Annotated in this window: 14 protein-coding genes; 10 read left to right on the top strand and 4 right to left on the bottom strand. The window is 36.4% G+C overall.

Annotated features, from left to right (window positions below; genetic code table 11):
- Window positions 1–16: 16 nt before the first annotated feature.
- Together GYV61_RS09460 and GYV61_RS09455 are read right to left on the bottom strand one after the other, a co-directional pair.
- On the bottom strand, window positions 17–727 hold the full coding sequence (locus GYV61_RS09460) for a C39 family peptidase (RefSeq protein ID WP_174795609.1): 711 nt from the start codon (window positions 725–727) through the stop codon (window positions 17–19).
- A gap of 99 nt (window positions 728–826) precedes the next feature.
- Window positions 827–2,404 (bottom strand): multicopper oxidase family protein, encoded by a 1,578-nt coding sequence (locus GYV61_RS09455; protein WP_122026489.1) that lies wholly within the window; start codon window positions 2,402–2,404, stop codon window positions 827–829.
- 357 nt (window positions 2,405–2,761) lie between these two features.
- Here GYV61_RS09455 and GYV61_RS09450 point away from each other — a divergent pair, with 357 nt between their 5' ends.
- The 6 genes from GYV61_RS09450 to lacG all read left to right on the top strand — a co-directional run bounded on the left by GYV61_RS09450 (window position 2,762) and on the right by lacG (window position 8,629).
- Entirely contained in the window at window positions 2,762–3,307 is a 546-nt protein-coding gene (locus GYV61_RS09450; RefSeq protein ID WP_174795608.1) for a hypothetical protein, read from the top strand.
- A gap of 101 nt (window positions 3,308–3,408) precedes the next feature.
- Window positions 3,409–4,035, top strand: coding sequence for an LVIS_2131 family protein (locus tag GYV61_RS09445; protein ID WP_174795607.1), 627 nt, complete (start codon window positions 3,409–3,411; stop codon window positions 4,033–4,035).
- Window positions 4,036–4,206: 171 nt separating this feature from the next.
- Window positions 4,207–5,070, top strand: a complete 864-nt coding sequence (locus tag GYV61_RS09440; protein ID WP_174795606.1) for a PRD domain-containing protein — start codon at window positions 4,207–4,209, stop codon at window positions 5,068–5,070.
- A gap of 4 nt (window positions 5,071–5,074) precedes the next feature.
- The gene (locus GYV61_RS09435) at window positions 5,075–5,428 is read left to right on the top strand and encodes a PTS lactose/cellobiose transporter subunit IIA (RefSeq protein ID WP_046325500.1); all 354 of its coding nucleotides are present in this window, start codon (window positions 5,075–5,077) and stop codon (window positions 5,426–5,428) included.
- A 19-nt stretch (window positions 5,429–5,447) separates the two neighbouring features.
- Window positions 5,448–7,193: a PTS lactose transporter subunit IIBC gene (locus tag GYV61_RS09430; RefSeq protein ID WP_174795605.1), complete on the top strand. Its 1,746-nt coding sequence runs from the start codon at window positions 5,448–5,450 to the stop codon at window positions 7,191–7,193.
- An 11-nt stretch (window positions 7,194–7,204) separates the two neighbouring features.
- Window positions 7,205–8,629: a 6-phospho-beta-galactosidase gene (gene lacG, locus GYV61_RS09425; protein WP_174795604.1), complete on the top strand. Its 1,425-nt coding sequence runs from the start codon at window positions 7,205–7,207 to the stop codon at window positions 8,627–8,629.
- Window positions 8,630–8,784: 155 nt separating this feature from the next.
- Here the strand turns inward: lacG and GYV61_RS09420 are convergent, their stop codons facing one another.
- Window positions 8,785–10,308, bottom strand: coding sequence for an O-antigen ligase family protein (locus GYV61_RS09420; protein WP_174795603.1), 1,524 nt, complete (start codon window positions 10,306–10,308; stop codon window positions 8,785–8,787).
- 108 nt (window positions 10,309–10,416) lie between these two features.
- Window positions 10,417–10,731: a DUF2187 domain-containing protein gene (locus GYV61_RS09415; protein ID WP_110446559.1), complete on the bottom strand. Its 315-nt coding sequence runs from the start codon at window positions 10,729–10,731 to the stop codon at window positions 10,417–10,419.
- Window positions 10,732–10,825: 94 nt separating this feature from the next.
- Here GYV61_RS09415 and GYV61_RS09410 point away from each other — a divergent pair, with 94 nt between their 5' ends.
- The 4 genes from GYV61_RS09410 (at window position 10,826) to GYV61_RS09395 (ending at window position 14,050) form a co-directional block, all read left to right on the top strand.
- On the top strand, window positions 10,826–11,371 hold the full coding sequence (locus GYV61_RS09410; protein ID WP_110446558.1) for a guanylate kinase: 546 nt from the start codon (window positions 10,826–10,828) through the stop codon (window positions 11,369–11,371).
- A 180-nt stretch (window positions 11,372–11,551) separates the two neighbouring features.
- Window positions 11,552–12,043 (top strand): C40 family peptidase, encoded by a 492-nt coding sequence (locus GYV61_RS09405; protein ID WP_110446557.1) that lies wholly within the window; start codon window positions 11,552–11,554, stop codon window positions 12,041–12,043.
- 210 nt (window positions 12,044–12,253) lie between these two features.
- Window positions 12,254–12,973: a C40 family peptidase gene (locus GYV61_RS09400; RefSeq protein WP_174795602.1), complete on the top strand. Its 720-nt coding sequence runs from the start codon at window positions 12,254–12,256 to the stop codon at window positions 12,971–12,973.
- A gap of 153 nt (window positions 12,974–13,126) precedes the next feature.
- The gene (locus GYV61_RS09395) at window positions 13,127–14,050 is read left to right on the top strand and encodes a C40 family peptidase (RefSeq protein ID WP_122026478.1); all 924 of its coding nucleotides are present in this window, start codon (window positions 13,127–13,129) and stop codon (window positions 14,048–14,050) included.
- Window positions 14,051–14,117: the final 67 nt, after the last annotated feature.

The following is a 14,117-nucleotide window of genomic DNA, read 5'->3' as shown; positions in this document are numbered from 1 at the left end:
TTGGATCTGCTCTTTTTTATTCCAGATATAATGCCTGTTTTCCTTGCTGATTATAACTTTTCTCCAGGTTTTGCCACGGAACCTTTTTATTTTTGGTGCCAAAAGGATCATTAACATAAACAACATGAGCTTTTTTGTCAAAGCCGGTAATAACACAGGCGTGAGAAGATGGTGTTACCTGAACTTTACCTTGAGCTGTTTGCCATGTTTGCATATCGCTAACATGATTAAAATTGGTCGTTGTAATGATTAGCACAGGATGACCATCAGAAACTAATTTCATTACTTGAATAAAATCATGATTAGTAAAGTTTTTAATCCGATTAGTATATTTTAGTCCTATTTGTTCTAAAGGCTCATTATAAACGCACCAGCCAGCATTTGCCTGACTCATATAACCAACAAAACCTACATGGGGATTGCCCCGATATTTGCCATCATCCGTATAAGAAGATACATGCTTGATATTTTCGGATAAGTTTAGTTTATTTACCTTGATACCATAATACTGTAACAGCATTGACAAGGAAGTCACTTCGCAACCATTTGGCAGTTCCGGATACTGGTTTTCTAGGGGAACATCCAATTTTTGAGCGGATTTCAGGGTAACCCAGTCATAGCGATCTTTAAAACTATTAGAATTAAGGCCGCTAAAAATTACGCCTAAGAGAACAAGGCCTAGGAATATCAATAAAATAGCTTTAATGGAAAATCTTTTCTTTTTCATAAAGCTATTTAAACATAGATTCTTTCTTAAAAGCAAAAAATCGTTCAAATTAATGAACGATTTTTGGAAAATTAACTAATTCTTTAGTGAAAGTAGAAATTAGTGGTGAGTTGCGCCTGACAAAGCGTCAAGACTGTGATCTTCACCTTTAACTGCCATACCTTCAACGTCCATGCCTGGGCAGAAGACTTCATCTTCTGGAACGCCTCTTTCTTCGGCAAAAGCCTTAGTCAGAGTTTCCATATCCATCAAATGATATTTCTTGTCTGGGTGTTTTGGATCAACAATTTGAATTTGCGCCATCATACCGGCATCTTCGTGTTCGATAATGTGGCAGTGATACATGAAGACACCAGTGTTTTGGAAGTAAACCTTTATGCGAACTGTTTCTTGAGGAGCTACTTCGATAGTGTCCTTGTAAACGCCTCTTTCGTTTGGATATGGTTCTTTACCGTTACGTGATACAACCAGGAAGTGAGCACCGTGAGTGTGGAATGGGTGCAACATGCCGTTAACTTTATCGTTAGTGTTAGTTACGTCCCAGTATTCAGCATTCATCAATTCCTGCTTCATATCAATTCTTTCCATTGAGAACAGCTTACCGTTGATCATGTTGTGGTTATCCATAGTAACATGAGGAACTGGTGAGTTAGGGTTAACAACTGGATCATATGGTTTGAATAAAGTATCAGGAATTACGCTGTCATCTTTTTCATAACTGTGAATTCTGAATTCAACCAGCTTGAAGTCGTCAGTGTAAAGGTTGACAACATCGCCTTCTTTATAATTGCTGAAATCAACAACTACTTGTTGACGTTCACCTGGTCCAATTAAAACTTTAGTCAATTTAACTGGGTGCTCCAAGAATGAGTCGTCACCGGCGATTTGGGTCATTACCAAGTCATCACTAAAGTGCAGGCGCCATTCACGACGGTTAGAACCACCTAAGAAGAGCAAACGTACTTTTTGAGTAGTGACATCAACGTATGGCCGAACAACACCATTGATGATTGGAGTGTCGCCAAAGATACCCATTGCGTTGTAGTCTGCCTTGTAGTCAAATTGGTTGTCTTCGTGGAAAATACGGTCTTGCAAAATAATTGGGAACTCGTCCTTGCCGTAAGTCTTAGGAATTGGCAGTTTAGCTTCGTTAGCATCAGTAATAACAACGCCCATAGCTAATCCCATCCAAACTTGCATGGCAGTTGATGGACATGGGTGAGCATGAAGCCAAGTTAAAGCTGCTGGTTGTTTAACTATGAAGTCAATGTGCTTTTCTTCACCTGGGTAAACTGGTGAGTGACAAGCACCATCGTTACCAGGACCTGAAAGTTCCATACCGTGCCAGTGGTAAGTAGTCAATTCTGGCAAGCTGTTCTTCAAAGTTACGTGAACATGTTGACCTCTGGTTAAAACCATGGTCTTACCCAGAACTGGGAAGTTGTAGCCCCATGTGTGAGTCTTTTTCCCTGGCAAAAATTGGAAGTCGCCTTCTTGAGAATCGATTGTGTACCAAACATCGTTATTTTCTTGTTTATCAGGTTCTAATACTGGAGGAACAATCAAAGGTTGAGCTTCAACGCCTTCAGGAATATGAAGATCTTTATATCCCATTTCGTGGTTTTTATCAAAATCTTCAGAATTATAGAAATAATCTGTGTAAACTTTATCTGACATATTCGTCTACCTTTCAGTTAAAAAATTTAGTGAAAAATTTTTAGTTACATGTTAAATTTACTCTATGTGAAAACGCTTGTAAAGTAGATAAGTCTATGTTTTTTTGATAAATTTTTATAAAAGCGCTTTTGCAAAATTTCAAGGGCTAAAGCGTTATTTAATATTTACAAAAATAGTGCGTAGCTTTCGTTTTCTTTCAACTAAATTATTGCAAAAATATTATAAAATAACTCTGAGCTGAAAAAATGTTTTTTAAAAATAATTTTTAAAAGAAATAAAATAAATTGTTTTTAAACCAAAATTTGAGTATCGTATAAAAGATGATAAATATTGATAAATTAGATAAGGATTTTTAACTTGAAAATAAGCTTAACAGATTTCACTACCAAAATAGAAAAACAAGATTATATTGAAGACTTAGAAACTACTAAATATGCTGATATCAGCAAATCCAAAACCAAATTGCGTGAACAGGCAGCTAAATTGGTTAAGGAAACTAAAGCTGCCCTTAAGCATAACTCACTGAGTCATATTGCTCTTGAAATTACCGGTCAAAGACCCATAACTTTTGCATTAGAGACCAATATGATCAACTTGCCATATAGTAATTACAAGAAGAATGCCAATTTTTTCGAAGAGGGTAAAGAATATCCGGTTGCAGTATACTTTGAAACGCAGTCGGAATATTTGAATGCATCGGGATTTCGAATTGATCAAATCGCGACGGAAGCAGAAATTGAACAAAATGAAACCGAAGTTGTTGCCAACTTAACAGATGCTATGCAGGAAAAAATAAAACAAGTGCGTGAGTACCAAAAGCCTGCTGCTTCTGCTAAAAAGAAGACCACTGTTAAAAAGCCTAATACAAAAAAGGCGCAAAAAGAGACAAAGACTAAAAAATAAAATATCTGAGACTTAGTAGGTGAAAATTAATGCAAATTTGAACGTAACTATTCAAAAGGTGTTTTTTACCATATAATGGAGAAAGATGCAGGAGGTCCATTATGATTAGCTGGAATCTACTTGGAGTATTGTTATGGGTAGTAGTTATTCTTTATTTCGTTTTTGTTGTGCAAAACATTCGTAAGCGCCGCATCACAATGATTATTAAGAAGCACCGACAATTTAGCTGGCCCAATTTTTTGATAGATATCATTGAAGTAGCCGCTCTTTTAGTTGGGATTGTCTGGTTATTCGGCAAGACTATGCTAGATAACCCAGATCTTGATGATACGACTAAGATTAAGTCTCATATTACCTATGAACCGATTGTCATGAATCCGGGAGAAGGCAATTCAAGTTACGTTACAATTGATTCGAAAAAGAAAAGGATTAGTACCCAGACTTTCACTTATTACAGGCCGGGTAAAAAGATTAAAGTATCCAGTGATTTCGCTACGGTAGCTTATGGTAAAAGTCCTCTGGATCTTAATGCGGCCAAAATTCCATACGACAAAAGGCAACTGCAGACAATGGACCGCAAATATCAGCGAGCTTACGTTGCTATTTACACCGCTAACTATAAAAAGGTCTGGCAAAATGGCATTGGCATGCATGCAGGGCACAATGCTACTCGTTATTACTTAATCAGAATTCCAGATTCATCGTTTATCAGGGAGAAAGAAAAATAAAATAAATAAAGCGTTTGCATAATTGTAAAAGTGTGGTATGCTTTATCTGTGTTGAAAATTTAAGTAGATTGTTACTATCAAATTAGGCGAGACTACTAGTATAACTGATGAATTTTATTGTTCATCGGCTATTGCTAGTAGTCTCTTTTTTTTGCAAAAAAGGAAGATGTTATGCGCCTTAAGAAGATTTTTAATAATAACAGCATTTTGGTTGATGTTGGGAAAGGACAGGAAGCTATTGTTTTCGGTAAGGGAGTGGGATTTGAACAGGGCAAAAATAGACTAGTTGATACTAAAAAAATTCAGAAAATATTTTATTTAGACAATAAGAAGGATAAAGAGTCGTTTAATTATCTTTTCCATAATATTCCTGCAGATATTATTGCAGCAGTTTTTGCAGTTATTGAAAATGCGCGAATCAGTTATCATTTTCAGGTTTATGATTCGATTTATCTCACCTTAAGCGAACATGTCAATGGCGCCTACAATTTACTGCTAGCAGGAAAATATCGGGAAAATGAGATTCCAGATTTAAGTGAAAAATATCCAAAAGAATATCAAATTGCAAACGAAGCTCTGGGAATTATTAACGATAAATTAGGCGTTGATTTCCCACTTTCAGAGGTTAAAAGTATAGCGCTTCATTTTATCAACAGCAAGATTCCTACAGGTATTGCCAAGCACGAAGGTAAATCAAAATATATTTTTAACACATCTAAACTAATTAATGTCGTTCTTAATGTCCTGGATAACAATAACATTTATCAAAATGGTAAAAATCGGGAGAGCTTTAGACGATTTCTAATTCACTTGCAGTATCTGGCCAAAAGGCTCTGGCGTCCGCCAGAAAAAAATGAATCTATCGATAAAAAGATTGAATGTGACATGATCAAGGCCTATCCGCGATCTTACAAAATAACTCAAGAAATTTTTCGGGCTCTTAATGCTGAATTTAATTTTCAGCCGTCAGACGCAGAGAGGGTTTACTTTATCATTCACATTCATCAAATTTTAGGGCCAAAAGAAAAGGAGTAAAAAGATGGCAACTAAAGAAGAAATTTCAATGGCCGGCTTTGAAATAGTCGCTTATGCTGGCGATGCGAAGACTGCATTAATCACAGCACTTGATGAAGCTAAAAAAGGCAATTATGACAAGGCCAGAGAGCTGGTTAAAAGTGCAGACAGCTCTTTAAATGATGCTCATAATGCACAAACAAAACTAATGAGTAAAGAAGCCAGTGGTGAAGAAATGGAAACCACATTCATTATGTCACACGGGCAGGATACTTTAATGACTACGATGCTATTAAGGGATGAAGCTAAATATTTTATAGATTTGTATGAAAAGTATAATTCCGCTCTGAAGGAATTGAATGAACTAAAAAATAAGTAAATGAACAAGGAGTTTAAAAATGAATGCTGTAATTAAGCAAATTGAAAAAGCACAGCCATTCTTTCAAAAAGTCGCCGCTAATAAATATTTGCGCGCGGTCAGAGATGGCTTTATTGCTTTAATGCCGATAATTATCTTTTCCAGTATATTTTTACTGATAGCCAACGTGCCTTTGATTTGGCACTTTGCCTGGCCAACCAAAGTAGCTAATGCATTAAACATGTTTTACAACATGTCCATGGGAGTTTTAGCATTAATGGCCTCTTCATCGGTTGCTAAGGCATTAACCGATTCGTTTAATCTGGATTTACCAAAAACAGATCAAATTCCAACCGTAGGTGTGCAGTTTACCGCACAAGTTTCTTTTGTCTTGGTAGCTGTTGATACTTTAACTGATAAAATGAACAACCTGTATTTTGCAGTTGCAATGATTGGTACAAAAGGACTAATTTGTGCCTTTCTGGTAGCATTTATAGTTCCTAATGTATACTACCAATGTTTTAAACATAATATTACGATTAAATTGCCAGATGCTGTACCCCAAAATATTGCGGGAGCCTTTAAAAACATTATTCCTTTTGCAATTAGTACGTTTTTCTTCTGGATCTTTTCGTTAGCTTTTAGAGCTGCGACCGGGACAAATTTAGCTGCTTGGATTATTCAAGTTTTATCTCCGTTGTTTACCGCAGCAGACGGTTATTTTGGTCTGGCAATAGTTTATGGAGCGATGGCTTTCTTCTGGTTTATCGGAATTCAGGGACCATCTATTGTTGAACCAGCGGTTACTGCTATCTATTTAAGCAATGTTGAATTAAACTTGTCGGCTTGGAAAGCTGGTAACATTGCAGGTGCCAACAGAATTTTGGCTCAAGGTACACAGTACTTTGTTGCTACTTTAGGTGGTACTGGTGCTACTTTAGTAATTACATTAATGTTTGCTTTCATGTCTAAATCAAAGGAATTAAAAGCAGTAGGTCGTGCTGCATCAATTCCAGTTTTATTTGGGGTTAATGAGCCAATTTTATTTGGTGCACCATTAATTTTGAACCCAGTCTTCTTTATTCCTTTCATTTTGACACCAATTGCCAATGTCTGGCTTTTTAAAATATTTGTTGATGTCTTCCACATGCCTGCCTTTATTTACAATTTGCCTTGGACTACACCAGGAACACTCGGCTTGATAATGGGTACCGGCTTTTCGATTGGTTCAATTATCTTGGCAATATTGCTTTTAGTAGTTGATGTTGTGATGTACTACCCGTTCTTTAAAGCATATGACATGCAAAAATGTGCTGAAGAAGCAGCAAAAGTAACTAATGATACAAGCGAATCTACTAGTGCAACTGCTGCTAATACCAGTACCGAACCAGCAGTTGCTGTTTCTAAAAATAATACTAATAAAACTGCAAGTGAAAGCAAAATTCCACTGTCTAAAACAAAAGATGGTAAAAGTCTGAATGTGCTCGTACTTTGTGCTGGTGGTGGTACCAGTGGTATTTTGGCCAAAGCCTTAAACAAGTTAGCTGCTGAAAACAATTTACCTTTAGCAGTGGCTGCTACTTCATTTGGTGCTCACCACGACTTGCTTTCAGGAATGGACATCGTTATTTTGGCACCGCAAATGAATGCGATGAAAGATGAACTGAAAAAGGAATGTGATAAGAATAACGCTAAGATGATTACGACTACCGGGAAGCAATATATAGATATGACCCAGCATGCCGACAAGTGTCTGGACCTGATAATTGCTAACATTTCAGAATAAAGGAGAATAAAATGACTTTACTAAATAGAGTACAAAAATTACCTCGCGATTTCGTGTGGGGTGGTGCTACTGCCGCTTATCAAGTTGAAGGCAGCACTCAAGTTGATGGCAAGGGCAAAACAATGTGGGATGATTACCTTGAAAAACAGGGCAGATTTTCACCAGATCCTGCTAGTGACTTTTACAACCGGTATCCAGAAGACATTGGGCTTGCCAAAAAATATGGTTTAAATGCTGTGCGCGTTTCAATTGCTTGGACCAGAATTTTTCCTGAGGGTTACGGTCAAGTAAATCAAAAAGGCGTGGAATATTATCATAAATTATTCAAAGAATGTCTTGATAATGGCATTGAACCTTACGTTAGCCTGCATCATTTTGATAGTCCTAAAACTTTATTTGATAATGGTGACTGGTTAAATCGCAAGAATATTGATTATTTTGTTGACTATGCCAAGTTTTGCTTTAATGAATTTAAAGAGGTAAAAAATTGGTTTACTATTAATGAACTAATTTCTTTAGCATATTCACAGTACATTGCCGGTACTTTTCCACCAAACCATCATTTTGATGTCACCAGTGCAATTCAGGCCGAACATAACGAGTTAGTGGCACATGCCAGAGTAGTTAATTTATATAAAGAGATGGGTTTATCAGGTAGAATTGGCCTAATTCATGTTATTCAACCAGTATATCCAATATCAACCAGTACTGAAGATAAACATGCAGCTAAATTGCAAGATGCGTTTTTGAACAAGTTTTTGCTTGATGGGACGTTCTTAGGCTATTACTCAGACGATACCATGGCATCAATTAATGAAATACTGCGTTTAAATAACGCACATTTGGATATTCAAGACGGTGACCTCGCTATTCTCGCTAAAGCTGCATCACAAAATGATATTTTTGGTCTAAATTATTATCAAAATCAGTTTATTAAAGCGTATCATGGCGAAAGTGAAAACCACTTTAACGGTACTGGTGACAAGGGTACTTCTTCCTTTAAGTTTAAGGGAGTAGGAGAAACTGTCAAAAAGCCGGGGGTACCGACAACTGACTGGGACTGGAATATTTTCCCACAGGGTCTCTATGACACATTAAAGCGTATCAGTCATGATTATCCTAACTGTAAGACAATTTATGTGACTGAAAATGGTTTAGGTTATAAGGATAAATTTGTCAGCCCAGATAAGATTATTGATGACACTCCCAGAATTGATTTTATTGATCAACATGTCGCAGCCCTTTTAAAAGCTCGCAGTGAAGGAGTGAATGTCCAAGGCTATTTTGTATGGTCTCTGCAAGATCAATTTTCCTGGGCGAATGGCTACAACAAACGTTATGGCCTATTTTATGTAGATTTCAAAACGCAGAAGCGTTATGTTAAAAAGAGTGCCTTATGGTTTAAAGAATTAGCAGATACAATGAATAAAGAATAAAATTTAAGCAACTAACTTAGTTTAAACCCCGAAATTGAATAAATTGCGGGGTTTTCTAATGGTCAGAAAATTTTAAAAAAATAAAAGAACTAAATCTGTTTGTGACAGTTAGTCCTTTATCTAAAATTAAAACTATGATAAATCTACATTTTACATTAATTGGATATTGCTATTGTTTCCTTTTTACGAACCTGAACTAATAGATTTCCTTCAATGAAGGCGAGAATAAAGCTGGCTGTCAAAAAGTCAACCACATTACCGGAAGAAAAGGCAGCGAGCAGGATGAAGCCACTGGCAACAATTAAGGAACTGACTAAATAAGTCCGTGCTGCTTTATATCTGAGCCACCTGTAAGCACCGTAAATTAACACTGCCAAATATGGTCCGACATACAAAAGCATTCCCAGCCAGCCTAAGGAATATATTTGAGCGGTAAAGTCTCGTTCTAAATTAAAAATATTATTTTCTCGGATGTAAGAAATACCAAAAAGCTTGTCTAGTTTGTTGTTATTGGTTTTGACTACTTGATTAAGCATAGCCTTTTCAATTTGGCGGTTTTCCATGCGCGACTGGCCCGGTTCGTTCATAATTTTGAGCCAAAATTCCGGGTCATATTGGTAAGGATAGCTTTTAAAGACAAATTTGGGATTAAGCGCATATTCTTGATAATTTTTCTTAATGAAGTAACGTAAAAACTCTTTTCTTTTTTTGCCATTAGGGTATTTTTGTAAACCAGCAGCTAATTCCTTTTTTTCGTCCGCTAAATCATGGTCAGACTGTTTAGCTAGATAAATTTCATAATTATAACGCTGAATTGCAGGGCCAAAGGGCAAAATCACTAGGGCTCCTGCTTCTATTAAGACAGCAACTAAAAACGCTTTGCCGCCCTTTTTTACATCTTTAATCAGATATTTATGCAGGCCAAACAGGATGAGACCGATTATGATTCCGCCAATCAGACCAATAGCAGCAACTTTGGTGCCGATTTCAATCATTGCCAGAGCTTGCACCACATTTAACAAAATGGTATGCCAGTTAAATGAAGTGAAAAGATAGTAGAGCATAAGTGGCAACAACATAAAGAGAACGGCCGAAATCATGTTGGTAAAATTGAAGAAACCTTTAGAAGCCATGTGAGAATAACCGATATTGGGATTAAAGAACCATTCAAAAATGTTGGCACTGATAGTTCCTGTTTCGTATGATTTCAGAGAAATGACGAAAAGGTTAGAAAGTACAATAGTGCCGGAAAAAAGTCCCGAAATGCCTTCAATCACCATTTGCAATTGCCGGGATCCAAAATCTAATTCATCAGTCAAATAAAGCACTGTTAAGGGTAAGATCATTCTAATTAAATAGAAGATTTCTCCACTAGGAGAATAACCATAATTGTTGGGACTCACGCTGGTAAAATGCTGCACATGCATTAAGTGTAATGCTGAGTAGATGACTAACAGAATAATATAAATTAGTAGCCATTTTTCTTGTGATAGTTTCCGCCAGGAACTTTTTGAGCTAAAGTAAAGGCAAACCAGGCTCGCCACTGCAAAAATACGGATAATTGTAGGCAGTGTAAATGGTAAAATATTAGCCAGAGTGCCATGATAAAACCAATATAAATCTAGAAACGGTTGTATTAGAATAAACCAAAATAAAATGGTTTTTGCTTTTTCTTTCACTTTTTTCTCCATATCATAAATATTTTCATGGTTTAATTTTAGGCAAAAATTAGGCAAAAAAAAAGAGCAGTGAACATTAATCACTGTTTCTTAATTAAAAAATAGTTATTATTCTTTACTTGTGTCAGTAGTTGCTTTTTCTGTGGCAGATTTTTTAATCTTTTCTACTTTAACATCACTTTTTGCTAAAGCCTGAATTTCCTTCATTTTCTTTTTAGAAACGGTTTTTAAGTTCTTAAAGTTGACCACTATTTTTTGATTGAGGTCACTAACTGCAGTTTTATCAGCTTTATCATAATCGATTATTTTTAGCAGAACAGAATTTTCATAAATTTTTTCTACTTTGCCCACAAATGGTTTGGTCAGTTCTTCATCAGACTTGGCACTGAGAATGTCATCTGCTTTGACGTCAGCTTTTTTCATAATAAGTTTTACTTCCTCTCTTAGCCATGTTTCACTATAATAGAAAGATATTATTATAAAAGCGAATAGTTTTCAAGTAAAGGAAGCTCGGATTTTGCAAAAATTAATTTTAATTGCCGGCCCCAGTGGTGCTGGTAAAACTACTATTTCAGAATACTTGGCAAATACGTTCGCCATTCCCAGGGTATTGACCCACACCACCCGGCCAATGAGACCGGAAGAAAGGTCAAAAGAATCGTATCACTTTGAAAGTGATGCCAGTTTTAAGAAACTGCATTTTTTTGAACATGTCAAATACGGTTCCTACCAGTATGGTTCAAGTAAAGAAGCTCTAGACCAGGCTTGGCAGGATCATGATCTAGTGTCTTTGATTGTCGATATTAAGGGAGCGCAATCTTACCTAGCAAAGTTAGAAAAACAGGTCTATTTTTTATACGTTACTGCCAGTTCGAAAAAGATGCTGGCTGAACGTTTAATAAAGCGTGGAGATGATCCAAATAAGATTAAAGAACGGTTAACTGGCAGTGAACTAAACGTTCTGCCGCCAACTCTACAAAAATATGCGCACATCTTGGTTAATGATGATTGGAATCAGACTAAGCGTCAACTCGATAATATTGTTAAAGAACTGAGTAAGTAACTTGCTTGAGCAATTACTTTTGTAAAATGTTTTCAAATTAAAATTCTTAACATTTTGTAGCTCGTTTGACACGAATGTGTAACATTAAATGAGTAAGATAGAAAATGTCGGAAGAAATAGATAAGTAGTTTTAACTCTGCTTGCTAAAATTAATAAATATATTTAGAAAAGAGTTTAATTTTGAAACACGGACACTCGAAAGGATTAATTAAGTTAATAATTGTTATTGCCCTCTTTTTCACTGGTGCAGCTAGCGTAACGGTAGTTAGTGCTGCTACTGCCGATGATGTTAGTGCTAGTAGTGTAACCAAGAAACGTACAGCTGTAGCTAATTTAGCTAAAAAGCAAGTTGGCAAAGGCTATGTATATGGCGCTGCGGGTCCTTATTCTTTTGACTGTTCCGGTTTAGTACAATATGTCTACAAGACAGCTGGAAATAAAATTTTACCAAGAACTACATATTCACAAGTTTTACAAGGTAAAAAGGTTTCACTAAAAAAATTAAAGAAAGGTGATTTACTTTTCTGGGGATCTTCAGCTGCCCCAAACCATGTCGGTATCTATGTGGGTGATAACCAGTTTGTACATGCTGCTACGCCAAGCCAGGGTGTTTTAAAGCAGTCAATTAGTGCTTATTTTTATCCTTCCGCTGCTAAACGTATTTTAGATTAAGCACTCTTTTCTAATTTTCCCCAAATTTGCTAAACAATAAAATTAATTTAAGCGTCCTTTTACTGCTAAATTTGTGAAAGGGCTTTTTTACGTACCGGTATTATTTCTGTAACCTTTTTGTAATACTTTGCGTGTAAAATTGATTTTGTAATATAGAAGTAGAGCTTATTAATATAAATAGTTTGATGCGAATACGGGGGGATTTTGATTTTGAAGATTAAAAGTAACTTAGTTAAATTTACTACTGCTGCGGCGCTAACCATTACTGGTATAGGTGTTGCCAGTTTAGCCAATAATAATTTGACAACTGCTAATGTTAAAGCTGCCACTAGTAAAGTAAAAATCAATTATGTTCCCGGTTATGGCATCAATATTTGGGATAACTATGAAAATCCTACTTTTACCGGCCAACGGATAAAACACGGTAAAACGGTTAATGTTTTAAGCAGTGCCGTTGATAAGAAAGGTAGAACCTGGTATCAAATTGGTGAAGGCCAATGGATTCAAGCACGTTACACCGTCAAACCTGGTGTTAAAATAAAGTCGGTCAAACCCAAAAAATCTGTTAAGCAAGCCGAAAAAGTTGTGGATTTGGCTAATGCAGAAGTGGGCAAAGCATATGCCTGGGGTGGCAATGGACCTCAAGGATTTGACTGTTCAGGTTTGGCTCAGTATGTATTTAGTGAAGCTACTGGCGTGAACCTGAGTCGTAGTACTTATTCACAAGTTAAACAAGGTAAACAGGTTTCGATACAGGACTTAAAGCCTGGCGATCTTCTGTTTTGGGGATCAGCAAGTGCTCCATATCATGTTGGTATTTATGTTGGCAATAACCAGTATGTTCATGCTGCTTCTCCTTCACAAGGTGTTGTTAAGGATAGTTTAAGCTCATACTTCTATCCTTCTGTTGCGAAGCGTGTTCTTGAATAGGAATATACTAAAATTTAAAACACTTAGGAAATCTTCTAAGTGTTTTTTTAGTACCATTTGATTAGTGTAACTTGATTAAAAATCTGAAGCGTTTAAAATGAAGTTAAATACTAGTTTTTGGTCACATTATGCTACCAAAGGAGAAATGATTTGATGAAGCGTAATTTTTGGAAAATGAGTCTTGCTGCAGCATTGACATTAACCGGAATTGGTGTTGCTTCACCACAAAAGACTGTAGATGCTGCTACGTTTAAGACACCTATAAAAAGAATACAAATCAATTGTCTGCCAAATAAGAGTGTGAAAATATGGACAGATTATAATGGAGGGCAACTGATCAGTTTTCGTGCAAAAAATAAAAGTAAATGGAATGTTGCCAAAACGGCTGTTGATCGCAAAGGTAAATTATGGTACATGATTGGCGACAGTGAATGGATTGAAGCACGTTACACGCAAGATTTAACGCAGGATTCTAATGCCCAAACTGTGCACGAGCAAGTTAAGAGTGCAGTAACAAAAAAGAAGAATAAAAAGGCTAAAAGCAAAATTAAAAAAATAGCAGTTGGGCCGAATAAGCAGAAGACAGCTAAGCCAAAGGCGCAGGAGCAAAAGACAGTTGTACCTAAACTTAATAATGCGATCCAAACAAAGAGTGCCGCTAATGTAACCCCAATAACACGTTTGAGTAATAAAGTTTCTGCTGATAATGTTTCTAAACGTGCACAAGACGTGGTGAACTTAGCAGAGAGTCAAATTGGTAAAGGTTATGCCTGGGGTGGAAATGGTCCAGATAATTATGACTGCTCGGGACTGGTTCAGTATGTTTATAATCAAGTCGGTGGCGTGCAATTGCCTCGCGTAACGACTGACCAAGTAAAAGTTGGAGTAACTGTAACGATGGACCAGCTGCAGCCAGGCGATCTCTTATTTTGGGGTTCAGAAAATGCGCCTTATCATGTCGGAATTTACGTTGGCAATAATCAGTATGTTTGTGCTGCAACACCAGAACAAGGAGTAGTATTGCAGACAATCAGTTCATATTTTTATCCTTGTGTAGCCAAGCGCGTTATTCAATAATAAAATGGTAGTTTTGAGGCTAAGATGCTTTTAGTAAATAAAAAAGATTCTCACAATAATAAAATAT

It is taken from the genome of Lactobacillus melliventris, from assembly GCF_013346935.1.
In the GTDB taxonomy this organism is placed as follows: Bacteria; Bacillota; Bacilli; order Lactobacillales; family Lactobacillaceae; genus Lactobacillus.
This window is presented reverse-complemented; position numbering and strand designations above follow the sequence as displayed.

Coding starts and splice junctions, on each gene's coding strand:
- GYV61_RS09415 (WP_110446559.1), bottom strand. CDS start 10,731: ATGAAAAAAGCTGACGTCAAAGCAGATGACATTCTCAGTGCCAAGTCT.
- GYV61_RS09445 (WP_174795607.1), top strand. CDS start 3,409: ATGATTAGCTGGAATCTACTTGGAGTATTGTTATGGGTAGTAGTTATT.
- lacG (WP_174795604.1), top strand. CDS start 7,205: ATGACTTTACTAAATAGAGTACAAAAATTACCTCGCGATTTCGTGTGG.
- GYV61_RS09430 (WP_174795605.1), top strand. CDS start 5,448: ATGAATGCTGTAATTAAGCAAATTGAAAAAGCACAGCCATTCTTTCAA.
- GYV61_RS09460 (WP_174795609.1), bottom strand. CDS start 727: ATGAAAAAGAAAAGATTTTCCATTAAAGCTATTTTATTGATATTCCTA.
- GYV61_RS09395 (WP_122026478.1), top strand. CDS start 13,127: ATGAAGCGTAATTTTTGGAAAATGAGTCTTGCTGCAGCATTGACATTA.
- GYV61_RS09455 (WP_122026489.1), bottom strand. CDS start 2,404: ATGTCAGATAAAGTTTACACAGATTATTTCTATAATTCTGAAGATTTT.
- GYV61_RS09435 (WP_046325500.1), top strand. CDS start 5,075: ATGGCAACTAAAGAAGAAATTTCAATGGCCGGCTTTGAAATAGTCGCT.
- GYV61_RS09440 (WP_174795606.1), top strand. CDS start 4,207: ATGCGCCTTAAGAAGATTTTTAATAATAACAGCATTTTGGTTGATGTT.